The sequence below is a fragment of the Pseudomonas sp. Sample_11 genome (genome assembly GCF_004307505.1).
In the GTDB taxonomy this organism is placed as follows: Bacteria; Pseudomonadota; Gammaproteobacteria; order Pseudomonadales; family Pseudomonadaceae; genus Aquipseudomonas; species Aquipseudomonas atacamensis.
This window is the reverse complement of record NZ_RCOD01000049.1, coordinates 13883-38159: the sequence shown is the minus strand read 5'-3', so window position 1 is coordinate 38159 and position 24277 is coordinate 13883. Positions and strand designations below refer to the sequence as shown.

The window sequence follows — 24277 nt, the reverse complement described above, 5'->3', positions numbered from 1 at the left end:
GCGTCCGGAAAAACAACCGGCCAACTCGCGACGAAGGCCATTCTAAACACATCCATCGCGAGTCCGGGAACCGCCGGGCGAGAATAAATCGGACTATGCTGACGAGAACTGACCAGTCACGGTTTGCCCGGTTGAAATTGCCGAGCAATTGGCACAGATTGGCAACCAAACAACTACAACAACGGCTTCGCCTGCTGTTTCACCGGATATTTCCTCCGGTCTGACAGGGCTTTCCTCAAAGCGTGCAAGGAAAGCGGCGCGAGTCATGACCAAGGGGTCGCTGTTTGAAAAAACGTCTGTTCGTCACGGGCCTCAGCGGCTTCGTGGGACAACACATTCAGTCTCGTCTGGCGTCGCCGGGCTCGTCGTGGGAGCTGCTGCCTGCCGCATCGGCCTACGACCTTACGAACGCCGACAGCCTCATCGACCTTTGGCCTGAGTTGCCGGATGCAGTCATTCATCTGGCCGGCCAGACCTTCGTGCCGGAAGCCTTTCGTGACCCGGCCCGCACCTTCGATATCAATCTTTTCGGCACCCTCAACCTGCTGCAGGCGCTCAAGGCTCGCGGTTTTTCGGGCACTTTCCTGTACGTCAGCTCCGGCGACGTTTACGGGCAAGTCGCCGAAGAGCATCTGCCAATCACCGAGCAACAACCGCCGCTGCCGCGCAATCCTTACGCGGTGAGCAAACTTTCAGCGGAGTTCCTCAGTTTGCAATGGGGCCTGAGTGAAGGCTGGCCAGTGCTGGTGACGCGTCCGTTCAACCACATCGGCACCGGGCAAAAAGACAGCTTCGTCATCGCCAGCGCAGCCCGGCAGATCTGCCGTATCAGACAGGGTCTGCAAGCGCCGCAATTGCAAGTCGGCGATATCGACGTTACGCGGGATTTTCTTGATGTCGGCGACGTGATCGCAGCGTATTTCGCCCTGCTGGAAAACGGCGCACCGGGGCAGGTCTACAACATCTGCTCGGGCCGCGAGCAAAGCATTCGCAGCCTGATCGAGCAATTGGCCGATCTGGCCGAAGTCGACGTAGAACTGGTGGCGGATCCGGCGCGCATGCGGCGCGCCGACCAGCGCCGCGTCTGCGGCAGTCACGCAAAACTGGCCAGCGCCACAGGATGGGCGCCAGCCACCACCACACAACAATCCCTGCGGGCGATCCTGTCCGACTGGGAGACGCGAGTACGACAACAATGACAAAAAGTGCACTGATTACCGGGATCACGGGCCAGGACGGCGCCTATCTGGCCAAACTGCTGCTGGACAAGGGTTACAAGGTTCACGGCCTCGTCGCCCGGCGCAGCAGCGATTCACGCTGGCGCCTGCGCGAGACGGGTATCGAAGCCGATATCGTCTACCTCGACGGCGACATGGCGGACGCCTGCTCGGTGCAGCGTGCGGTAATCAAATCGGCACCGGACGAGGTCTACAACCTCGCCGCACAGAGTTTTGTCGCCGCCTCGTGGGATCAACCGGTGACCACCGGCATCGTCGATGGGCTGGGCGTGACACACCTGCTCGAAGCGATCCGCCAGTTCAGTCCGCACACGCGTTTTTATCAGGCCTCGACCAGCGAAATGTTCGGCCTGATCCAGGCTGAGCAACAGGACGAGAACACGCCGTTCTACCCGCGCAGCCCTTACGGCGTGGCCAAGCTCTACGGCCACTGGATTACCGTCAACTACCGCGAAAGCTTCAACCTGCACGCCAGCAGCGGCATCCTCTTCAACCATGAATCACCGCTGCGCGGCATCGAATTCGTTACCCGCAAGGTCACTGACGCCGCCGCGCGCATCAAGCAGGGCAAACAGCAGGACCTGGCGCTGGGCAACATCGACGCGAAACGCGATTGGGGCTTTGCCGGCGATTACGTCGAAGCCATGTGGCTGATGCTGCAGCAGGACAAACCCGACGACTTCGTGGTCGCCACGGGCGTCACCACCACGGTGCGCGAGATGTGCCGCATTGCCTTCGATCACGTCGGCCTTAACTACCGCGATTACGTGAAGATCGACCCGGCGTTCTTCCGCCCGGCCGAAGTCGAAGTGCTGCTCGGCAACCCGGCCAAGGCCCAGCGTGTACTGGGCTGGAAACCGAAAACCGACCTGGATACCTTGATCCGCATGATGATGGATGCGGACATGAAACGCGTCGCCAAGGAGTAGGCCATGCTGATTCCGGTGATTCTGTCCGGCGGTGCCGGCACCCGTTTGTGGCCGGTGTCCCGCGAGGGCCACCCCAAGCCGTTCATGACCCTGCCCGACGGCCAGTCGCTGCTTGGCAAGACCTACCAGCGCGCGGCGGCGTTGCTGGACGGCTGGGGCGACATCGTCACCGTGACCAACCGCGAGTATTACTTCCAGAGCAAGGATCACTATTGCGCGGCGCATGTGTCGCGCCATCGCGGGCACTTTCTGCTGGAGCCGAGCGGGCGCAACACCGCACCGGCGATCGCAGCGGCAGCACTGTCATTGCAAGCGCTGCATGGTGACGACGCAATCATGGTGGTGATGCCGGCGGATCATCTGATCGTCAATCAGGACGCCTTGAAAAGTGCGGTCGAGCACGCAGTGAATCTGGCGAAGGACGGTTATCTGGTGACCTTCGGCGTAGTTCCGACCGCGCCGGAAACCGGCTTCGGCTACATCGAAACCGGTGCGCCGCTGGACGCCAAGGGTGCGGCCAAGGTGCAGCGCTTCGTCGAGAAACCCGACTTGCAGACCGCCACGCATTACCTTGAGAGCGGCAACTTCCTGTGGAATTCGGGGATGTTCTGCTTCACCACCGCGACGCTCATTGCCGAACTGCAACTGCACGCACCCGAGTTGCTGGAACAGACCCGCGCCTGCATGGCCATCAGCGCACCGGTCGAAACGGTCGGCTGCCTGCAACAGGAGTTGTCACCGGCCCTGTTTGCCGAAATCACTGACATCTCCATTGACTACGCACTGATGGAGCGCTCGGAAAAAGTCGTGGTGGTACCTGCCGGTTTCGACTGGAGCGACATCGGTTCGTGGAATGCGGTCGCCGCGCTGATTCCCGCCGACGCCGACAACAACCGCGCCAGTGGCGAAGCGATCTTCATCGACAGCCACAACAACTTCGTGCAGAGCGAAGGCCGGCTGGTGGCAACCGTCGGTGTGGATAACCTGATCATCGTCGACACCGCCGATGCGGTGCTGGTGGCCCATGCCGACCGTGCACAAGATGTACGCCGCGTGGCGAAGCAACTCAAGGACAAGTCCCACGAAGCCTATCGGCTGCATCGTACGGTCAGCCGTCCCTGGGGCACCTACACCGTTCTGGAGGAAGGTCCGCGCTTCAAGATCAAGCGCATCGTGGTCAAACCCGGTGGCAAATTGTCGTTGCAGATGCACCATCACCGCAACGAGCACTGGGTGGTGGTCGAAGGCATGGCCAAGGTCACCAACAACGGCTCCGGCACGACCCTGGTCGCCAAGAATGAATCAACGTTCATCGCCGCCGGCCACAAGCATCGCCTGGAGAACCCCGGAGTGATCGATCTGGTCATCATTGAAGTGCAAAGCGGCGAGTACCTGGGCGAGGACGATATCGTTCGCTTCGAAGATCAATACGGCAGGACGGTCTGAATGCTGCTTTCCCTGTACCGCTCGCTGCACAACTACCGTGGGTTCATCCTCGGCAGCGTGCAGCGCGAGTTTCAAGCGCGTTATCGCAACTCGCTGTTCGGCGCGCTATGGCCGATCTTCAATCCGCTGTCGATGATCATCGTTTACACGGTGATCTTTTCCCAGATCATGCGCGCGCGCCTGCCCGGTGTGGACGACAGCATGGCCTACAGTGTCTACCTGTGCGCTGGTCTGTTGGCCTGGGGACTGTTTTCCGAAATCACCCTGCGCAGTCAGAACATGTTTCTGGAAAACGCCAATCTGTTGAAGAAAATCAGCTTCCCGAGGATCTGCCTGCCGGTGATCGTCCTGATCAACGCCGGGATCAATTTCGCCATCATCATCAGCCTGTTTCTCGGATTTCTGCTGGTCACCGGGCGCTGGCCGGGGATGGCTTTGCTGGCGCTGATTCCGCTGATTGCTCTGCAAATGATGTTCTGCGCCGGGCTGGGCATGGTCGTTGGCGTATTGAACGTATTCTTTCGCGATGTCGGCCAGTTGTTCGGCATCTGCCTGCAGTTCTGGTTCTGGCTGACACCGATCGTCTACCCGATCACGATCCTGCCGGAATGGGTGCAGCGCCTGCTGCAACTCAACCCGCTGACCAACCTGTTCAGCAGTTACCAGAACCTGTTTCTCTACGGTCAGTGGCCGGTATGGAGTTCGCTGCTGCCGGTTTTCATTACCGGCGTGGTGTTCTGTCTGATCGGTCTGCGACTGTTTCGCCAGCGCGTCGGCGAAATGGTGGATGAACTCTGATGGGACATATTCGCGTCACCGGCCTGGGCAAGGCCTATAAGCAATACCCCAACCGCTGGGCGCGGCTGGCTGAGTGGCTGATTCCGTTTTCGCCGATCCGCCATCAACAGCACTGGGTGCTGCAAGATGTCGAATTCGAGATTGCTCCGGGTGAAGCGGTGGGTATCGTCGGCGCCAACGGTGCAGGCAAAAGCACCTTGCTGAAAATGATCACCGGCACCACTCAACCCACCCAAGGCAAGATTGAATTGCAAGGGCGCGTCGCAGCCCTGCTGGAGCTGGGCATGGGTTTCCATCCGGACTTTACCGGTCGGCAGAACGCAATCATGGCCGGTCAGTTGTTGGGCATGCAGCTTGAAGAAATCCAGGCCCTGATGCCCGATATCGAGCGTTTTGCCGAAATCGGCGAAGCCATCGATCACCCGGTGCGGACTTACTCCAGCGGCATGCAGATGCGTTTAGCGTTCAGCGTCGCCACGGCTCGGCGCCCGGACATCCTGATCGTCGACGAAGCGCTGTCGGTGGGCGACGCCTATTTTCAGCACAAGAGCTTCGAACGCATCCGCAGCTTTCGTAAATCCGGCACGACGTTATTGATCGTGTCCCATGATCGTTTCGCGATTCAGTCGATTTGCGACTCGGCGATCCTGCTCAAGGACGGGCGCGTGGCCATGCGCGGCAAACCGGAGCCGGTTCTGGATTATTACAATGCGCTGATGGCCGAACGGGAGGGTCAGGTCGTACGCCAGGAAACGCTCGCCGGCGGCGAGGTGCAAACGGTTTCCGGCACCGGCGAGGCGGCGATTCTCAGCGTACGCCTGCTCGATGAAAACCAGCGCAGCATTGACGCTGTCGAAGTCGGCCAACCGGTGGTGCTCGAAGTGCAGGTCGAGGTACGCGAGGACATCGAACGGCTGGTGCTGGGCTTTATCCTCAAGGATCGACTGGGCCAGATGATGTACGGCATCAACACCCACCGGCTGAACAAGGCATTGACCGATCTGCGCGCCGGTGAACGCTTCACTTATCGCTTCGCCTTCATCATGGGCCTGGGCAAAGGCAACTATTCGGTGTCCCTTAGCCTGTCGCGTCTGGACTCGCACCTGGATCGCAATTTCGAGTGGCGTGACTACGCACTGGTGTTCCACGTGATCAACAACCCACGGGAGGATTTCGTCGGTTGTGCCTGGCTCGACGCAAAAACCACCATTACCCGTGAAACCGAGGCCCGGCCTGTCGAGCGTGCGCCATGACCCGCCTCTTGGTTGAATGCACTCACGTATTCAAACACCCCAAGGTCAATTCGGGGATTCAGCGCGTGGTGCGCAACGTCATCAAGCAGCTGCCCGCCAGCGCTGACGGCGTTGAGTGCATGCCGGTGGTGGTGATCAATCGCCAGCTCTACCGCGTGCTGCAACTGGCGCCTCTCGATACACCGTTCTGGAACAGCCTGGAAACCTTCGGTGAACGCCTGGAGCGCCTCGCCCATCGTTTCTGGCAGTGGCATCAGCGCCGCGATGCGCTATGCACGTCGAAACTGGCGCGGCGGCTCCTTTATGTCAGCTATCGGTTGACCCAGTTTGCCGTGCTCGGCCTGCCGATTCGGCTGGTCAGACGGATCAACCGCAGGCAGCTGCTTCAACGTTGCTCGCCGCTTCAACACCATCCGGGCGATCAACTGGTGCTGCTGGATTCATCCTGGCACTCGGACTTTTTCGCCCATGTCGAGCAGCTCAAACGCGACGGCGTCGGCATGATCGCGGTGATCTACGACCTGATTCCGCTGACGCATCCGCAGTTTTACGACACGCGTCTGGTCGAAGTTTTCAATGAGTGGTTCGACTGGATTACCCGCACGGCCGACGGCTACATGGCAATTTCCGCCACGGTGCGTGATCAGCTACGTGACGAATTGCAGCGCAGAATCGGTGCCGAGCAGACTGAAAACCGCTGGTTCGATTACTTTTATCTGGGGTCCGAGCTCGACCTGCATCACGGCGCGGCAACGATCGAACCACGCCTCAAGGATCTGTTCGCTGCATCCGGCCCGGTATTTCTGATGGTCAGCACCATCGAGCCGCGCAAGAACCATGGGTACCTGCTCGACGCCTTCGAACGCGCCTGGGCTGCCGGCTCGACGGCACGCTTGTGCATCGCCGGGCGTATCGGCTGGAAATGCGACGCACTGCTCGAGCGGATTCGCAATCATCCGGAACTGAATCGGCGCCTGTTCATGTTCAATGACCTGAGCGACACCAGCCTCGAATTCGCCTATGCGCAGGCCAGTGCGCTGGTCTTTCCCTCATTCGTCGAGGGCTTTGGCCTGCCGTTGGTGGAAGCCATGCAGCGCGGTTTGCCGGCAATGGGCAGCGACATCGCGGTATTCCGCGAAATCGGTGGCGAGTTCATGGCTTATTTCGATCTGCAGAATCCACAAAGCCTTGCCGATCTGATCGAAACCTATCAGCGCAGCGGACAGTTTCCCGCCGCCCGCGACGTCGCTGACTGGCGCTGGATCGGCTGGCGCGAGGCCAGTGAGCAATTGGCGACACGCAGCCTTGCCCATGTTCAGCAGGCCCCGCGCGTGCAAGCGAGGCCGCATGCGCATTGCTCTTAACGCCCGCATCCTGCAAGCACCGCGCACCGGCATTGGCCACTACGTCGCCGAACTGGTCAACGCCTTGCGCAGCGAACCCGATGTGGACGTAAGCCTGTTTCACGGATGGGGCTGGAGTTCGGCCCTGCCGGCCGCAGCCATGCCCGGCTACTCGCGCATGACGCCATTGCTGCGGCAAATTCCCGGGGCTTATCAGGCACGCCGCTGGCTGGAGCAGAAACGTTTTGATCAGGGGCGTGCACAAGGGCTCGATCTTTATCACGAGCCGAGCCTGTGGCCCCTGGCCTTCGACGGCCCGACCGTGATCACCCTGCATGATCTGACGCACCTGCATTTTCCAGAAACCCAGCCACCAGCACGTTTGAGGGAAATCGAACGTCGTCTGGCCGCCGGCGTGGAGCAGGCGCGGGTCATTCTGACCGATTCGCAGGCGATCGCTGACGAGGCGCAGGCCTACTTCAATCTCCCTGCACAGCGATTCGTGGTGGCGCCGTTGGGTGTGGCCGAACGCTTCCGTCCTCGGCCACTTGAGGAAATCGACAGTGTGCTCAAGGCTCACGCCGTCCAGGCACGGGAATATTTCCTCTGTGTCGGCACCCTCGAGCCACGCAAGAACCTGAGCCTGGCGTTGCAGGCCCACGCCCTGCTGCCAGACGCTGTGCGCCAGCGCTTTCCCTTGTTGATTGCGGGCATGGCCGGTTGGCAGCGCGAGCAGTTCAGCGAGCCACTGCGCCAGGCATTGGCCAGCGGCCACGTGTGCCTGCTCGGCTATCTGCCCGATGAGCAATTGGCGCAACTGTTGGCCGGCGCCCGGGCGCTGGTATTTCCATCATTGTATGAAGGCTTTGGCTTGCCGGTGCTGGAAGCCATGGCCAGTGGCACGCCGGTGGTGACCACCCGTTCTTCGGCGATGCCGGAAGTGGCCGGTGCGGCTGGCAACTATATTGAAGCGGACGATGCCGAGGGCCTGCGCGATGCAATGAGCCGTCTGCTTGACGACTCGCTGCATTGGCAGGCCTGCCGCGAAGCGGGATTGCAGCAAGCAGGGCTTTTTTCCTGGAAGCGTTGTGCACAGGCTACGGCTGGTGCCTACCGCCAGGCCATGGGAGGTTGAATGCGCGTTCTTCATTTCTTCAAGACGTACCTGCCCGATTCGGTCGGCGGCATCGAACAAGTCATCTTTCAGTTGTGCGAAAGCGGCGCCCAGCATGGCATTGATGGGCAAGTGCTGACCCTCAGCACCGATCCGACACCGCCCGTGGTGCAACTGGGCCAGCACGAAGTACATCGGGCGAAGCTGGATATTCAGTTCGCCTCGACCGGTTTTTCCTGGAGCGTGTTCAAGCAGTTCCGTGAGCTGGCCGCCGAAGCCGACGTGATCAACTATCACTTCCCGTGGCCATTCATGGACCTGGTGCATTTCGCCAGCGCCGTGAACAAGCCGAGCGTGGTCACCTATCACTCGGACATCATTCGCCAGAAGCATCTGCTCAAGCTCTATCGGCCACTGATGAATCGCTTCCTCGCCAGCGCCGACCGCATCGTTGCTGCATCGCCGAACTATCTGCACACCAGCGATGTGCTGCAGCAGTTTCAGCACAAGACCCGCGTTATCCCCTACGGCCTGAATAAAGCAGGTTATCCACAGCCCGATACCGAACGCATGAACCGCTGGCGACAACAGCTTGGGGATAAGTTTTTTCTGTTCGTCGGGGTGATGCGTTATTACAAGGGGCTGCACATCCTGCTCGATGCGCTCAAAGACATCGATTATCCCGTGGTGATCGTCGGTGCCGGTCCGCTGGAGCAGGAACTGCATGCACAGGCCGCCGCGCTGGGCCTGCGCAATATTCATTTTCTCGGCCGTCTGAGTGACGAGGACAAAGTGGCGTTGCTGCAATTGAGTTACGCGATTGTCTTCCCTTCGCACCTGCGCTCCGAGGCTTTCGGGATTTCGTTGCTCGAAGGCGCGATGTACGGCAAACCGATGATCTCCAGCGAAATCGGCACCGGCACCAGTTTCATCAATATCCACAACGAAACCGGACTGGTGGTGCCACCGAGCAATCCAAAGGCCTTTCGTGAAGCCATGCGTACGCTCTGGGAAAACCCTGCGCTTGCTGCCGAGATGGGCGTCAAAGCCGAAGCGCGCTATCGGCAGTTGTTCACCGCCGATGAGATGGGTCGCAAGTGGACAGCGCTGTATCAGGAACTGCTGGCTGAAAAGGCTCTGTCCTACGCTTGAGTGGAGGTCACGCGGTTTTCTGCAACCCGGCCACCGTACGCGGCATCGCGACAAAACCCGGCAACGCTTCGACTCGTGCCAGCCAGGCGCGAACATTGGCGTAGTCATCCAGCGCGACATTGCCCTCCGGCGCATGGGCGATGTAGCTGTAGGCAGACACGTCAGCGATGGTCGGCTCTTCGCCAGCCAGATACGCCGTTTTGCCCAACTCCAGCTCCATCACCTTGAGCAGATTGTGCGCACGGCCAATGACTTCCTCGGCATTCAGTTGCGCACCAAACACCGTGATCAGGCGTGCCGCCGCCGGGCCAAAGGCAATCGGTCCCGCCGCTGCCGACAACCAGCGCTGCACATGCGCTGCGCCCACCGGGTCGGTCGGCAGCCAGCGTCCGTTGCCATATTTCTGTGCCAGATAAACCAGAATCGCATTGGAATCGGCCAGCACCACGCCATTGTCATCAATCGCCGGCACTTGGCCGAAGCTGTTGATCGCCAGGTACTGCGGCTGCTTGTGCTCACCCTTGGCCAGATCGACGAAGATCAGCTCGGTCGGCAGTTGCAGCAGCGACAGCATCAACTCGACACGGTGGGCGTGGCCGGAACGGGGGAAGTTGTAGAGTTTGATCGCTTGCATGGTCGACTCCGCTGAAAAGTGACGTCGCTACGGGGATGAGCGCGCCGATGGAGTCATCATCTATGGGTTGCCGGAACAACAGAATAACCAGCCGCTGCAATCGATTATTTCATCTCGTGCAATAACGCCGCTGCGCTCAAGGCCGGATGCTCGCGCAGCGCCTTCACGGCGAAGTCGACAAAACTGCGGATCCGCGCCGGTGCCTTGCGCCCGCCTTGATACACCACATGGATCGGCAACGGCGGCAATTCAAACTCGGCGAGGACGATTTCCAGCTCCCCCGCCGCGACTTTGTCCGCCACTTGATAGGACAGCACTCGCGTCAGACCCAGGCCTTTGCGCGCGGCGGTGATCGCCGACTGATTGGCCGTGACGGTCAGGCGCGGTTCGGTGCGCACACTGAGTGCTTCACCGCCATCGAGAAACGGCCAGTTGCGTTGCTGACCGATCGCCGACGTCGCCACCACTGGCAGCGCGGCCAAGGCCTGGGGATGCTCCGGTCGGCCGTGTTCAGCCAGAAACCCCGGCGAAGCGCAGATTACTCGCCGCACTTCCCCGACGCGAATCGCATGCTGATTGCTGTCCGGCAGCTCACCGATGCGCACCGCGACATCAATGCCCTCCTCGACCATGTTGACGACCCGGTCCAGCAACAGCGCGTTGATCGACACATCCGGATAACGACAAAGGTAATCGGCCATCACCGGCGTGACGAACAGATCGCCGAACAGCACCGGCGCAGTAATCGTCAACTGCCCGCGCGGCAAGGCATGGCTGCCTGCCGCCGAATCCTCGGCCTCCTGCACTTCGGCAAGAATCCGCCGGCAGTCATCGCAGTAACGTTGCCCGGCTTCGGTGAGATGCACGGTGCGCGTGGTACGCACCAGTAACTGTGTACCGATATGCTGCTCCAGCGCCGCCACCGCCCGGGTGACGCTCGCCGCCGACAGACCCAGACGCCGCGACGCCGCCGAAAAGCCTTGCTCTTGGGCGACGACAACGAAGATCTGCATTTCCTGAAAGCGGTCCATGGGATTCCTCGGCGGCGGATATGACAATCGCAGCCGAGGCTGCGATTGTGGGAGAGCTTAGATCAACGGTGGATAACTTATTCCACGGTGACCGATTTCGCCAGGTTGCGCGGCTGATCAACGTCGGTGCCCTTGAGCACGGCGACGTAGTAAGACAGCAGTTGCAGCGGAATCGTATAAAGGATCGGCGAGAGAATGTCGTGGATGTGCGGCATTTGCACCACGTGGGTACCTTCGCCGTTGGTCATCGCAGCCTTCTCATCCGCGAACACGATCAACTCGCCGCCGCGAGCGCGGACTTCCTGCAGGTTGGACTTGAGCTTTTCCAGCAGTTCGTTGTTTGGCGCGACGGTCACCACTGGCATGTCGTTATCCACAAGTGCCAGCGGGCCGTGTTTGAGCTCGCCGGCCGGGTAGGCTTCGGCATGGATGTAGGAGATTTCCTTGAGCTTCAAGGCACCTTCCATCGCGACCGGGAATTGCGCACCACGGCCGAGGAACAGGGTGTGGTTTTTTTCGGCGAACAGCTCGGCGATTTTTTCCACGGTGCTGTCCATCGCCAGCGCTTCGCCGAGACGGGTCGGCAGGCGACGCAGTTCTTCGACGAGTGTGGCTTCGACGCCGTTAGCCAGAGTGCCGCGCACCTGACCCAGCGACAGGGTCAGCAGCAACAGGCCTACCAGTTGTGTGGTAAAGGCTTTGGTCGAGGCCACACCGATTTCGCGACCGGCCTGGGTCAACAGCGTCAGATCGGATTCACGCACCAGCGAGCTGATGCCGACGTTGCAGATCGCCAGGCTGGCGAGGAAGCCCAGCTCCTTGGCATTGCGCAGCGCCGCGAGGGTGTCAGCGGTTTCACCGGACTGCGAGATGGTCACGAACAGCGTGTCCGGCTGCACCACCACTTTGCGATAACGGAATTCGCTGGCGACTTCGACCTGGCACGGAATACCGGCCAGTTCTTCGAGCCAGTAACGCGCGACCATGCCGGCGTGATAACTGGTGCCGCAGGCGACAATCTGCACATTGCGCACTTTGGCAAACAGCTCGGCAGCTTGTGGACCGAAGGCCTCAACCAGCACCTGATTGTTGCCCAGGCGACCTTCGAGGGTGCGTTGGACCACGGCCGGTTGTTCGTGGATTTCCTTGAGCATGTAGTGGCGGAACTCGCCCTTGTCGGCGGCTTCGGCACCGTCGGTGTACTGCACGGTCTGGCGCTCGACAGCGTTGCCGTTTACGTCCCAGATCTGCACGCTGTCGCGACGGATTTCAGCGATATCGCCTTCTTCCAGGTACATGAAGCGATCAGTGACCTGACGCAGAGCGAGTTGGTCGGAAGCAAGGAAGTTCTCGCCCAGGCCCAGGCCGATCACCAATGGACTGCCACTGCGCGCGGCGACCAGACGATCCGGTTGCTGTGCGTTGATCACTGCCAGACCGTAGGCACCGTGCAGCTCCTTGACGGTCGCTTTGAGCGCGGCAGTCAGGTCCGGTTGTTCCTTGAGCTTGTGGGTCAGCAGGTGGGCGATGACTTCGGTGTCGGTGTCCGAGCTGAACGCATAGCCCAGCGCTTTCAGCTGTTCGCGCAGGGCTTCGTGGTTCTCGATGATGCCGTTGTGCACCACCGCAATGTCACCGGAAAAATGCGGGTGGGCATTGCGCTCGCACGGCGCGCCATGGGTCGCCCAACGGGTGTGGGCGATACCGAGACGGCCGGCCAGCGGGTGTTCGGCCAGCGCGGTTTCCAGTTCGCTGACCTTGCCCGGACGGCGCATGCGCTCCAGGGTCTGGTCGTTGGTATAAACCGCCACACCGGCGCTGTCATAGCCGCGGTATTCGAGGCGCTTCAGGCCTTCGAGAAGGATGGCGGTGATATTACGTTCAGCTACTGCGCCGACAATGCCACACATGGTTATTTCTCCTGACTGACAGCCGCACAGATCAAAGTGATCCCACGGGCCTGAAGCTGATCGCGTGCCTCGACGGGCAGGCGATCATCGGTAATGAGGGTATGGATGCTGCTCCAGGGCAGCTCCAGGTTGGGAATCTTGCGACCGATCTTGTCGGCCTCGACCATGACGATGACTTCTCGCGCAACGTCGGCCATGACCCGGCTGAGGCCGAGCAGTTCGTTGAAGGTCGTGGTACCGCGCACCAGATCGATGCCGTCAGCGCCGATGAACAGTTGGTCGAAGTCGTAAGAGCGTAGTACCTGCTCGGCGACCTGGCCCTGAAAGGATTCCGAGTGTGGATCCCAAGTGCCGCCGGTCATCAGCAGCACTGGCTCGTGTTCCAGTTCGCTCAAGGCATTGGCGACATGCAGCGAGTTGGTCATCACCACCAGACCCGGTTGCTGGCCCAGTTCGGGAATCATCGCGGCGGTGGTGCTGCCACTGTCGATGATGATGCGCGCGTGCTCGCGGATGCGTTTGACCGCCGCGCGGGCGATCGCCTGCTTGTACTTGGAAATACTCTGCGCCGTCTCTGCGACCAGCTCTTGCGGCATGGTGATCGCACCGCCGTAACGACGCAGCAACAGACCATGGGTTTCCAAAGCTGCAAGATCCTTGCGAATCGTAACTTCGGAAGTTTCGAAACGCTTGGCCAGCTCATCCACACTGACTTCGCCCCGCTCGTTGAGCAAGGCGAGGATGTTATGACGACGCTGAGGAGTGTTGCGTTTGGACATGGCGGCTTAAGTTTCGATTCGAAAGATAACGCAAGCAATGAAACTCTATCGAAAGGTTGCCGTCAAGACGCGGGGAGAAAAATTCAGAAAGATTGAAATGACTGTGGGAGCGAGCCCGCTCGCGAAAGGGAGTCTCAGCCACTGAAGACGTGACTGACAAACCGCATTCGCGAACAGGCTCGCTCCCACAAGAGGTTGTGGATAAATCAGGATTTCTTGATTTTTTCCGGCCGCTTCCAGCCGTCGATGTTCTTCTGACGGGCTCGGCCAACCGCCAGCTGAGCGTTATCCACATTTTGCGTGATGGTCGATCCGGCCGCAGTGGTTGCACCGTTGGAGATATCCACAGGGGCGACCAGCGAGTTGTTGGAGCCGATGAACACGTCAGCACCCAGGACGGTTTTCCACTTGTTGGCGCCATCGTAATTGCAGGTGATGGTGCCGGCGCCGATGTTGGTGCGTGCGCCGATTTCGGCATCGCCCAGATAGGTCAGATGGCCAGCCTTGGCACCTTCGCCCATGTGAGCATTTTTCAGCTCAACGAAGTTACCGACATGGGCGCGCGCTTCGAGCACAGTGCCCGGGCGCAAACGCGCGAAGGGACCGGCGTCGCTGCCTTCACCGAGAATGGCACCTTCGATATGACTGTTGGCCTTGATTACCACGCCTTTGCGCAGGGTACTGTCCTTGATCACGCAGTTCGGGCCGATCTGTACGTCGTCTTCAATGATCACCTTGCCTTCCAGGATCACGTTGATGTCGATCAGCACATCGCGGCCTACGCTGACTTCGCCACGCACATCGAAACGCGCCGGGTCACGCAGGGTCACGCCCTCAGCCATCAGGCGACGGCCGGCGCGCAACTGGTAATGACGCTCCAGTTCAGAGAGCTGCTTGCGATCATTTGCGCCCTGCACTTCCATCGGGTCGTGCGGTTGTTCGGTAGCCACGACCAAACCATCGCTGACCGCCATTTCGATCACGTCGGTGAGGTAGTACTCGCCCTGCGCGTTATTGTTCGAGAGGCGACTCATCCAGTCAGCCAGACGATCGGCCGGCACAGCGAGGATGCCGGTGTTGCCCTCAGTGATCGAACGTTGCGCTTCGCTGGCGTCTTTGTGCTCGACGATTGCCGCGACCCTGCCGTCAGCATCACGCACGATGCGGCCGTAACCGGTCGGGTCGTCCAGCTCGACAGTGAGCAAACCCATCTGGCCCGGCACGACATGCTTGAGCAGACGTTGCAGGGTTTCGACTTCAATCAGCGGCACATCGCCGTAAAGAATCAGCACAGTCTCGGCATCAATGAACGGCACCGCCTGGGCGGTGGCATGGCCAGTGCCCAGTTGCTTGTCCTGCAACACGAAATTCAGGTCATCAGCTGCCAGACGCTCACGCACCACATCGGCACCGTGACCGATCACCACGTGAATGCGCTGTGGATCAAGTTGCCGAGCGCTGTGGATAACATGGCCGAGCATGGAGTTGCCGGCAATCGGGTGCAGCACCTTGGGCAGCGCCGAGCGCATGCGAGTGCCTTGACCGGCCGCGAGGATAACGATTTCGAGAGACATGACTGGCTACCAATCCTGGGTGGTCAGCAACTGCGACCGGTTTGTGGGAATTCGGAAAAGAAAAAAGGGTAGCCGAGGCTACCCTTTTTTATCAATCGCACAATAAGCGGCTGACGGATTAACCGCCAAACTTCTTGCGGATCTGCTGGACGGTGCGCAGCTGGGCTGCAGCCTCGGCCAGACGTGTGGCAGCGGCGCCGTAATCGAAGTCCGCGCCTTTTTCGTTCAGGGCATTCTCGGCAGCCTTGAGAGCTGCCTGAGCCTGAGCTTCATCCAGGTCGGCGGCACGTTGCACGGTATCGGCAAGTACTTTGACCATGTTCGGCTGAACCTCGAGGAAACCACCGGAGATGTAGAACACCTCGGCTTCCCCGCCTTGCTTGATCAGGCGGATCGGACCCGGCTTGAGATTAGTGATCAGCGGCGCGTGACCCAGAGCGATACCAAGATCACCCAGTGCACCGTGCGCAATCACCATCTCGACCAGGCCGGAAAAGATTTCCCCTTCCGCGCTGACGATATCGCAATGGACTGTCATAGCCATCTGATTGCCTCAACCTAAATTAGCGCCCGTTGCCGGGCGCCGGGATTACAGTTTCTTGGCTTTCTCGATCGCTTCTTCGATGCCGCCAACCATGTAGAACGCTTGTTCTGGCAGGTGGTCGTAGTCACCGTTGAGGATGCCTTTGAAGCCAGCAATGGTGTCTTTCAGGGAAACGTATTTACCCGAAGCACCGGTGAAGACTTCAGCCACGAAGAACGGCTGCGACAAGAAGCGCTGGATCTTACGAGCACGGTTAACCAACTGTTTGTCGGCTTCCGACAGCTCGTCCATACCCAGGATCGCGATGATGTCTTTCAGCTCTTTGTAACGCTGCAGAACATACTGAACGCCGCGAGCGGTGTCGTAGTGGTCCTGACCGATCACGTTCGGGTCCAGCTGACGCGAAGTCGAATCCAGTGGATCTACCGCTGGGTAGATACCCAGGGAAGCGATGTCACGGGACAGAACGACGGTGGCGTCCAAGTGGGCGAAGGTGGTCGCTGGCGACGGGTCGGTCAAGTCGTCCGCAGGTACGTATACCGCCTGGATCGAGGTGATCGAACCTTCCTTGGTCGAAGTGATACGTTCCTGCAGAACGCCCATCTCTTCAGCCAGGGTCGGCTGGTAACCTACTGCCGAAGGCATACGGCCCAGCAGTGCGGATACTTCAGTACCGGCCAGGGTGTAACGATAGATGTTGTCGACGAACAGCAGAACGTCGTTACCTTCGTCACGGAACTTCTCGGCCATGGTCAGGCCGGTCAGTGCTACGCGCAGACGGTTTCCCGGCGGCTCGTTCATCTGACCGTAAACCAGTGCCACTTTGTCCAGAACGTTGGAGTCCTTCATCTCGTGGTAGAAGTCGTTACCCTCACGAGTACGCTCACCCACACCGGCGAACACGGAATAACCGCTGTGCTCGATGGCGATGTTACGGATCAGTTCCATCATGTTTACGGTTTTGCCTACACCGGCACCACCGAACAGACCGACTTTACCGCCCTTGGCGAACGGGCAGACCAGGTCGATAACCTTGATGCCGGTTTCCAGCAGGTCGTTGCCGCCTGCTTGCTCGGCGAACGAAGGTGCTGCGCGGTGAATGCCCCAGCGCTCTTCAGTGTCGATCGGGCCAGCTTCGTCGATCGGGTTACCGAGGACGTCCATGATCCGGCCCAGGGTCGCTTTACCGACCGGTACGGAGATGGCTGCGCCAGAGTCGGTGACTTCCAGACCGCGCTTCAAGCCCTCGGTGGAACCCATCGCAATGGTACGCACCACGCCGTCGCCCAGCTGCTGCTGAACTTCCAGGGTGGTTGCGGCCGCGCTTTGTACAGTCAGCGCGTTGTAGATGCTCGGTACGCTGTCGCGTGGAAATTCCACGTCGATAACGGCGCCGATGATTTGAACGATACGTCCGCTACTCATAGCTGGATCCTCTGAATATTTGAACCGTTAAACCGCGGCAGCGCCGCCGACGATTTCCGAGATCTCTTGGGTGATCGCAGCCTGACGCGCCTTGTTGTAGATCAGCTGCAAATCGCTGATCAAATCACCGGCGTTGTCGGTAGCGTTCTTCATCGCGATCATCCGCGCAGCCTGTTCAGCCGCGTTGTTCTCGACCACCGCCTGGTAGACCTGCGACTCGACGTAACGGACCATCAAGCCGTCAAGCAGCTCTTTGGCGTCCGGTTCGTAGAGATAGTCCCAGTGATGCTTGAGATCCTGATCCGGGGTTGCCACCAGTGGAATCAACTGCTCCACGGTAGGCTGTTGCGTCATGGTGTTGATGAACTTGTTGGACACCACGGACAGGCGGTCGATACGGCCGTCCAGGTAGGCATCCAGCATCACCTTGACGCTGCCGATCAGGTCATTGATCGACGGCTCTTCACCCAGGTGGCTGATAGCTGCAACGACGTTACCGCCGAAGTTGCGGAAAAAGGCCGCACCCTTGCTACCGACTACACACAGATCAATCTCGACGCCGTTTTCGCGGTTTACCGCCATGTCCTTGACCAGGGCCTTGAACAGGTTGGTGTTCAAGCCGCCGCACAGACCACGGTCACTGCTCACGACGACATAACCGACGCGCTTGATTTCGCGGTCGATCATGAACGGGTGGCGGTATTCCGGGTTGGCGTTGGCCAGATGCCCAATTACCTGGCGGATACGCTCCGCATAAGGACGGCTAGCAGCCATGCGCATTTGTGCCTTGCGCATTTTGCTGACCGCCACTTTTTCCATGGCGCTGGTAATCTTTTGCGTGCTTTTGATGCTCGCAATCTTACTGCGAATCTCTTTTGCGCCTGCCATGTAACACCTATCAGGTTAGCAAGCGGGAGCCTCGCGGCTCCCGCTGCGGCTTACCAGGTTTGGGTGGCCTTGAACTTCTCGATACCGGCTTTCATGCCAGCGTCGATTTCGTCATTGAAGTCACCTTTAACGTTGATCTTGGCCATCAAATCGGCGTGATCGCGGTTGAAGAAAGCGATCAGCGCTTGTTCGAAGCTGCCGACCTTGGCGATTTCAATGTCAGTCAGGAACCCACGCTCAGCGGCATACAGCGACAGCGCCATGTCAGCGATCGACATTGGTGCGTATTGCTTCTGCTTCATCAGCTCGGTAACGCGCTGACCATGCTCAAGTTGCTTGCGGGTCGCTTCGTCCAGGTCAGAAGCGAACTGGGCGAATGCCGCCAGTTCACGGTACTGAGCCAGAGCGGTACGGATACCACCGGAGAGCTTCTTGATGATCTTGGTCTGAGCGGCACCACCCACACGGGATACCGAAACACCGGCGTTCACTGCAGGGCGGATGCCCGAGTTGAACATGGCCGATTCCAGGAAGATCTGACCGTCGGTGATGGAAATCACGTTGGTCGGAACGAACGCGGAAACGTCGCCAGCCTGGGTTTCGATGATCGGCAGTGCGGTCAGGGAACCGGTTTTGCCGGTCACTGCGCCGTTGGTGAACTTCTCTACGTATTCTTCCGAAACGCGGGATGCGCGCTCCAGCAGACGGGAGTGGAGATAGAACACGTCGCCTGGGTAAGCTTCACGGCCTGGTGGACGGCGCAGCAGCAGGGAGATCTGGCGGTAAGCCACTGCCTGCTTGGATAGATCGTCATAAACGATCAGCGCGTCTTCACCGCGGTCGCGGAAGAATTCACCCATGGTGCAACCGGAGTACGGTGCCAGGAATTGCAGCGCAGGAGATTCCGAAGCACTGGCAGCCACGATGATCGTGTTGGCCAGGGCGCCGTTTTCTTCCAGCTTGCGAACCACGTTGGCGATGGTCGATTGCTTCTGACCGATGGCTACGTAGACGCAGAAAATGCCGCTGTCTTTCTGGTTGATGATCGCGTCGATCGCCAGAGCGGTTTTACCGATCTGACGGTCACCGATGATCAGCTCACGCTGGCCACGGCCGACAGGGATCATGGCATCGACAGCCTTGTAGCCAGTCTGTACAGGCTGATCTACCGACTTACGCCAGATCACGCCTGGAGCAACTTTCTCGACCGCGTCGGTCTCGGTGTTGCCCAGTGGACCTTTGCCGTCAACAGGGTTACCCAGAGCATCGACTACGCGGCCCAGCAATTCCTTACCAACAGGAACTTCGAGGATGCGGCCGGTGCACTTGGCGCTCATGCCTTCAGCCAGCGACTGGTAGGAGCCCAATACCACGGCACCTACGGAGTCCTGCTCCAGGTTGAGGGCCATACCGTAGACGCCGCCCGGAAACTCGATCATCTCGCCGTACATGACGTCGGCCAGACCGTGAATCCGCACGATGCCGTCAGATACGCTGACGACAGTGCCTTCGTTACGGGCTTGGGAGGTCACATCGAGCTTGTCGATGCGGCCCTTGATAATTTCACTTATTTCGGAAGGATTGAGTTGCTGCATTGCTCTGCTGCCCCTTCAAACTCAAGATTTCAATGCTTCGGCAAGTTTCGCGATTTTGCCGCGAATCGAGCCATCGATAACCAGGTCGCCGGCGCGGATCACGACACCACCAATCAAGGCAGCGTCCTCCGCAACTTGCAGGCGCACTTCCCGGTTGAGTCGTGCACTGAGAACCTTGGCGAGTTTGTCTTGCTGTTCTTGGTTCAATGCAAATGCACTGGTCACTTCAACGTCTACCGATTTCTCTTGTTCGGCCTTGTACAGGTCGAACAGAGCGGCGATCTCCGGCAGAAGCAGGAGACGGTCGTTTTCGGCAACGACGTTGATGAAATTGCGTGCCTTTTCATCAAACTTGTCGCCGCACACGTCAATGAACGTGGCGGCCTTTTCTGCGCTCGTCAGTCGCGGGGCCTTGAGCACGCGCTGCAGGGTGTCGTCTTGCGACACCGCTGCTGCCAGGCCGAGCATGGCTGACCAATTGGCCAGTTGCTGGTGGGCCTGAGCGTGCTCGAAGGCCGCCTTAGCGTAAGGTCGGGCCAACGTGGTCAGTTCTGCCATGATCGCCCTCGCTTAGATTTCAGCAGCCAGTTGGTTAACCAGCTCTGCGTGCGCGTTTTGATCGATTGTGGCACCCAGGATCTTCTCGGCGCCGCCAACAGCCAGCAAGCCCACTTGGGCACGCAGCTTGTCTTTGACGCTGTTCAGTTCCTGTTCGATCTCGGCTTGAGCCTGAACCTTCACACGGTCAGCGTCGATACGGGCTTTTTCAACAGCCTCTTCGACGATCTGGTTACCGCGTTTCTTGGCTTGCTCGATGATTTCAGCTGCCTGAGCTTTCGCTTCGCGCAGTTGCTGACCCGCTTTCTCTTGGGCCAACTCCAGGTCGCGAGCTGCACGGCTGGCAGCGTCCAGACCATCAGCGATCTTCTTTTGACGTTCGTGCAGAGCAGCGATGACCGGAGGCCATACATACTTCATGCAGAACAGTACAAAAATCAGGAACGCAACGGACTGGCCAATCAGGGTCGCATTAATGTTCACGCCAACACCTCGCAGTTACGTTGTCCATCACACCAAATTACCCGGAAGATCCGAGTAATCAGCCAGCGATCTGACCAACGAACGGGTTCGCAAAGGTGAAGAACAGAGCGATACCAACACCGATCATGGTTACGGCGTCGAGCAGACCGGCAACGATGAACATTTTTACTTGCAGCATTGGAACCATTTCTGGCTGACGCGCTGCGCCTTCCAGGAACTTGCCGCCCAGCAGGCCGAAACCAATTGCGGTACCCAGTGCGCCCAGGCCGATCAACAGTGCAACAGCGATAGCGGTTAGACCAACTACAGTTTCCATCTTTCCTCCCGACTTTTACGTCGTATGGTTTAGGTTTTTTAGATTAAAGCGGTAAAACAAATCGTTTCAGCTGCCCCGCAAGGAGCTCCCTCCCGTTTGACCGAGAGGAACATCAGACTAGTCGAGACTGGTCTTAATGGTTTTCTTCGTGCGCCATCGACAGGTAGACGATGGTCAGCATCATGAAGATGAACGCCTGCAGGGTGATGATCAGGATGTGGAATACAGCCCACGCCCACTGCAGAACAACGCCCAGGCCGCTGAGCCAGAGCAGGCCGCTGCCGAACATCACAGCGATCAGAATGAACACCAGCTCGCCGGCATACATGTTGCCGAACAGACGCAGAGCCAGAGAGATCGGCTTGGCGATCAGGGTGACGAATTCGAGCAGGAAGTTCACCGGGATCAGCAGGGCCTGAACGAAGATGTTCTTGCTGCCGAACGGGTGCAGGGTCAGTTCGCCGATGAAGCCGCCGATGCCCTTGACCTTGATGCTGTAGAAAATGATCAGTGCGAACACCGAGAACGCCATGCCCAGAGTCGCGTTCGGGTCGGTAGTCGACACGGCGCGGAACGGGATGTGGGCGTCGCCGGAGATCAGGATGGCCAGCTGAGGAATCCAGTCGACCGGTACCAGGTCGACGGCGTTCATCAGGAACACCCAGACGAAGATGGTCAGCGCCAGCGGTGCAATCACCGGGCTACGGCCATGGAAGCTGTCTTTCACGCTGCCATCGACGAATTCGACCAATACTTCAACGAAGTTCTGCAAGGCACCCGGCTGACCCGACGTCGCTTTCTTCGCCGCCATGCGGAAAAGAAGAACGAAGATCAGACCCAGCGCGACCGACCAGCCGAGGGTATCGACGTGGAAAGCCCAGAAGCCCATTTCCTTGGCCTCTGCTGCGGTGTGGGCAAAGCCCCAGCCGCCGTTGGGTAGCTGACCGAAAGTCAGGTTCTGCAAGTGGTGCTGGATATAGCCCGAAGCGGTTGTCTCTGCCATGGTTGCCTCAAACGCCCTAAGGTCTCGAAAGTCTTGTTCTCATCAGCAGGGGAGCGAACCAGCTGACCGACTGCGTCAGCACGAACACGCCGAATACTGCGATCGGCGCCAGTGGCTTCACACCTGCGAACACCAGTGCAAACAGCACTGCCGTCAAAATAAGTTTGCCTGCCTCGCCGGCATAAAAAGACCGGACGATGGACTGGGCTGCTCGGGCGCCGGAAAACCGAAATGCCCTGTGAGCGAAATAAACATTGGGCAGCAAGGCTATCAGGCCTCCGCAAAGTCCCGAGTATCCGGCAACGACTCCATGCCATTGCCAGAGCGCCAAAGCGGCAATGAGCAGAATGACAAATTGAGCCATCAACACCGGAAAAACCGCCAGGCGATGGAAAGGCAAGCGGTTTGGCGTGCGGGTTTCCATCACAGTTGCTCTCCAATGGTCGGCTGCCGAAATTCAATAACTTGGCATAATTTGTGCCGACAAAATGCGCGCAGAGTATAGGGGCGGTTCTGCCCCTATTCAACTGTCAGGTAGTGATTTCCGACTGCGCGCTACATGAGGAAATGTTTCAGCGGATGTGTGCGAGCACACCTTGAAGCTCGTCGAGCGAGTTATAACCAATCACCAATTGGCCTTTGCCCTTCTTGCCATGGCGAATCTGCACCGCAGAGCCTAGGCGCTCGGCCAGGCGCTGCTCGAGGCGAGCGATGTCCGGGTCGGGTTTTGCAGCTTCCACAGGCTCCGGTTTGTCACTCAACCACTGACGAACCAGTGCCTCGGTTTGGCGCACAGTCAGCCCTCGTGCGACAACATGTCGCGCCCCTTCGACCTGCTGATTGTCCGGTAGACCGAGCAAGGCACGTGCGTGACCCATTTCCAGGTCACCGTGCGACAGCATGGTCTTGATCACTTCAGGCAGTGCAATAAGTCGCAACAGGTTAGCCACAGTCACCCGCGACTTACCCACAGCCTCGGCAACCTGCTGCTGAGTCAGCTGGAATTCCTGTTGCAAGCGCTGCAAGGCGACGGCTTCTTCGATCGGGTTGAGGTCTTCACGCTGGATGTTCTCGATCAGCGCAATCGCAATGGCGGTTTCATCCGGCACATCGCGAACCATCGCCGGGATGGTTTCCTGCCCGGCCTGCTGACTGGCGCGCCAGCGGCGTTCACCGGCAATGATCTCAAACCGACCGCCGCCAATCGGGCGCACCACGATCGGCTGCATCACGCCTTGGGCCTTGATCGACTGCGCCAGCTCTTCCAGGGCCTGCGGGTCCATGTCGCGGCGCGGCTGATATTTGCCGCGCTGCAGCAGGTCCAGCGGCAGGTGTTGCAGTTCGCGGGTGTCGGCCTGCGCGGCTTGTTCTTCCAGCGCGCTGACCGTCGGACCACTCAGCAGTGCATCCAGTCCACGTCCGAGACCTCGTTTCTTGACGGCCATGGGGATTCCTTAAGTTGGCTGAGCAGCAGCAATGCGTGAATTTTTGCGCTGACGACGAACCATCTCGCCCGCCAGAGCCAGATAGGCCAGAGCGCCACGCGATTGCTTGTCGTAAGCCAGCGCCGGCATGCCGTAGCTCGGTGCTTCGGCCAAGCGAATGTTGCGCGGGATCACCGTGTCGTACAGCTGATCGCCGAAGTGTTCCTTGAGCTGCGCCGAAACATCGTTCATCAGGCTCAGGCGCGGGTCGTACATGGTCCGCAGCAGGCCTTCGACTTTCAGGTTCGGATTGAGCAGTTCAGCGATGCGCTTGATGTTATCCACAAGGTCGCTCAAACCTTCCAGCGCAAAGTATTCGCACTGCATGGGAATAATCACCCCATCAGCGGCGACCAGTGCATTGAGTGTGAGCATCGACAGCGACGGTGGGCAGTCGATGAGAATGTAGTCGTAGTTGTCACGGATCGGCGCCAGCGCACTGCGCAGACGGCTTTCCTTCATCTGCATTTCCAGCAGCACCACTTCGGCCGCGGTCAGATCGCGGTTGGCCGGCAGCAGTTGATAGCCGCCGTGCTCGGAGAAGTGCATGGCCTGGCCCAGGTCGCATTCACCGATCAGCAGATCGTAGACCGAGTTTTCCAGACCATGTTTATCCACACCGCTACCCATGGTGGCGTTGCCCTGTGGATCGAGATCGATCAACAGCACCCGGCGCTTGGTCGCGACCAGGGATGCTGCGAGGTTGATGCAGGTGGTGGTTTTGCCCACACCACCCTTCTGGTTCGCTATCGCGAATACCTTAGCCATTCTTGCTTGTGT

At 59.3% G+C, this 24277-nt stretch carries 24 protein-coding genes; 8 read left to right on the top strand and 16 right to left on the bottom strand.

Translation table 11 applies throughout. The annotated features are described in order from the left end of the window. The first annotated feature begins 284 nt into the window (after positions 1-284). The 8 genes from D8U60_RS12885 to D8U60_RS12850 are packed head-to-tail and all read left to right on the top strand — an operon-like array spanning position 285 to position 9273. A complete protein-coding gene (locus tag D8U60_RS12885; protein WP_122612815.1) occupies positions 285-1199 on the top strand; it encodes a GDP-mannose 4,6-dehydratase in 915 nt (304 codons plus the stop codon). After that, entirely contained in the window at positions 1196-2167 is a 972-nt protein-coding gene (gmd, locus tag D8U60_RS12880; protein WP_016772418.1) for a GDP-mannose 4,6-dehydratase, read from the top strand. Before D8U60_RS12885 ends, gmd begins: the two co-directional genes overlap by 4 nt. Before the next feature lie 3 nt (positions 2168-2170). After that, positions 2171-3613 carry a mannose-1-phosphate guanylyltransferase/mannose-6-phosphate isomerase gene (locus D8U60_RS12875; RefSeq protein ID WP_130900241.1) on the top strand — a complete coding sequence of 481 codons (1443 nt, stop codon included), beginning with the start codon at positions 2171-2173 and terminating at the stop codon, positions 3611-3613. Further along, a complete protein-coding gene (locus D8U60_RS12870; RefSeq protein WP_130900240.1) occupies positions 3614-4411 on the top strand; it encodes an ABC transporter permease in 798 nt (265 codons plus the stop codon). Then, entirely contained in the window at positions 4411-5664 is a 1254-nt protein-coding gene (locus tag D8U60_RS12865) for an ABC transporter ATP-binding protein (RefSeq protein WP_024014881.1), read from the top strand. The genes D8U60_RS12870 and D8U60_RS12865 overlap by 1 nt, the downstream gene beginning before the upstream one ends. Beyond that, positions 5661-7028, top strand: coding sequence for a glycosyltransferase family 1 protein (locus tag D8U60_RS12860; RefSeq protein ID WP_130900239.1), 1368 nt, complete (start codon positions 5661-5663; stop codon positions 7026-7028). Before D8U60_RS12865 ends, D8U60_RS12860 begins: the two co-directional genes overlap by 4 nt. Beyond that, a complete protein-coding gene (locus D8U60_RS12855) occupies positions 7012-8142 on the top strand; it encodes a glycosyltransferase family 1 protein (RefSeq protein WP_130900238.1) in 1131 nt (376 codons plus the stop codon). The genes D8U60_RS12860 and D8U60_RS12855 overlap by 17 nt, the downstream gene beginning before the upstream one ends. Further along, positions 8143-9273: a glycosyltransferase family 4 protein gene (locus D8U60_RS12850; RefSeq protein WP_130900237.1), complete on the top strand. Its 1131-nt coding sequence runs from the start codon at positions 8143-8145 to the stop codon at positions 9271-9273. A 7-nt stretch (positions 9274-9280) separates the two neighbouring features. Here the strand turns inward: D8U60_RS12850 and D8U60_RS12845 are convergent, their stop codons facing one another. From D8U60_RS12845 to D8U60_RS12770, 16 genes are all read right to left on the bottom strand, one after another. Then, entirely contained in the window at positions 9281-9907 is a 627-nt protein-coding gene (locus D8U60_RS12845) for a glutathione S-transferase (RefSeq protein WP_024014885.1), read from the bottom strand. A 104-nt stretch (positions 9908-10011) separates the two neighbouring features. Continuing rightward, positions 10012-10938 (bottom strand): LysR family transcriptional regulator, encoded by a 927-nt coding sequence (locus D8U60_RS12840; RefSeq protein ID WP_024014886.1) that lies wholly within the window; start codon positions 10936-10938, stop codon positions 10012-10014. A 77-nt stretch (positions 10939-11015) separates the two neighbouring features. Then, entirely contained in the window at positions 11016-12848 is a 1833-nt protein-coding gene (gene glmS, locus D8U60_RS12835) for a glutamine--fructose-6-phosphate transaminase (isomerizing) (protein ID WP_076564725.1), read from the bottom strand. Positions 12849-12850: 2 nt separating this feature from the next. Beyond that, on the bottom strand, positions 12851-13627 hold the full coding sequence (locus D8U60_RS12830; RefSeq protein ID WP_130900236.1) for a DeoR family transcriptional regulator: 777 nt from the start codon (positions 13625-13627) through the stop codon (positions 12851-12853). A gap of 206 nt (positions 13628-13833) precedes the next feature. After that, the gene (gene glmU, locus D8U60_RS12825; protein WP_130900235.1) at positions 13834-15201 is read right to left on the bottom strand and encodes a bifunctional UDP-N-acetylglucosamine diphosphorylase/glucosamine-1-phosphate N-acetyltransferase GlmU; all 1368 of its coding nucleotides are present in this window, start codon (positions 15199-15201) and stop codon (positions 13834-13836) included. A gap of 118 nt (positions 15202-15319) precedes the next feature. Next, a complete protein-coding gene (locus D8U60_RS12820) occupies positions 15320-15745 on the bottom strand; it encodes a F0F1 ATP synthase subunit epsilon (protein WP_016772407.1) in 426 nt (141 codons plus the stop codon). 45 nt (positions 15746-15790) lie between these two features. Beyond that, entirely contained in the window at positions 15791-17170 is a 1380-nt protein-coding gene (gene atpD / locus D8U60_RS12815; protein WP_016772406.1) for a F0F1 ATP synthase subunit beta, read from the bottom strand. Positions 17171-17197: 27 nt separating this feature from the next. Then, positions 17198-18058 (bottom strand): F0F1 ATP synthase subunit gamma, encoded by an 861-nt coding sequence (gene atpG, locus D8U60_RS12810; RefSeq protein ID WP_007911960.1) that lies wholly within the window; start codon positions 18056-18058, stop codon positions 17198-17200. Between the two features lie 50 nt (positions 18059-18108). After that, entirely contained in the window at positions 18109-19653 is a 1545-nt protein-coding gene (gene atpA / locus D8U60_RS12805; protein WP_016772405.1) for a F0F1 ATP synthase subunit alpha, read from the bottom strand. 21 nt (positions 19654-19674) lie between these two features. Further along, positions 19675-20211 carry a F0F1 ATP synthase subunit delta gene (locus tag D8U60_RS12800; protein WP_016772404.1) on the bottom strand — a complete coding sequence of 179 codons (537 nt, stop codon included), beginning with the start codon at positions 20209-20211 and terminating at the stop codon, positions 19675-19677. A gap of 12 nt (positions 20212-20223) precedes the next feature. Beyond that, positions 20224-20694 carry a F0F1 ATP synthase subunit B gene (locus D8U60_RS12795; RefSeq protein WP_016772403.1) on the bottom strand — a complete coding sequence of 157 codons (471 nt, stop codon included), beginning with the start codon at positions 20692-20694 and terminating at the stop codon, positions 20224-20226. Between the two features lie 58 nt (positions 20695-20752). Further along, positions 20753-21010, bottom strand: coding sequence for a F0F1 ATP synthase subunit C (gene atpE, locus D8U60_RS12790; RefSeq protein WP_003097235.1), 258 nt, complete (start codon positions 21008-21010; stop codon positions 20753-20755). A 133-nt stretch (positions 21011-21143) separates the two neighbouring features. Beyond that, positions 21144-22013, bottom strand: coding sequence for a F0F1 ATP synthase subunit A (gene atpB, locus D8U60_RS12785; RefSeq protein ID WP_016772402.1), 870 nt, complete (start codon positions 22011-22013; stop codon positions 21144-21146). A gap of 16 nt (positions 22014-22029) precedes the next feature. Then, positions 22030-22437 (bottom strand): F0F1 ATP synthase subunit I, encoded by a 408-nt coding sequence (locus D8U60_RS12780; RefSeq protein ID WP_016772401.1) that lies wholly within the window; start codon positions 22435-22437, stop codon positions 22030-22032. A gap of 148 nt (positions 22438-22585) precedes the next feature. Further along, complete coding sequence (locus D8U60_RS12775) at positions 22586-23458, bottom strand: ParB/RepB/Spo0J family partition protein (RefSeq protein WP_130900234.1); 873 nt, start codon at positions 23456-23458, stop codon at positions 22586-22588. Positions 23459-23467: 9 nt separating this feature from the next. Continuing rightward, positions 23468-24265: a ParA family protein gene (locus tag D8U60_RS12770; RefSeq protein ID WP_016772400.1), complete on the bottom strand. Its 798-nt coding sequence runs from the start codon at positions 24263-24265 to the stop codon at positions 23468-23470. Positions 24266-24277 lie beyond the last annotated feature (12 nt).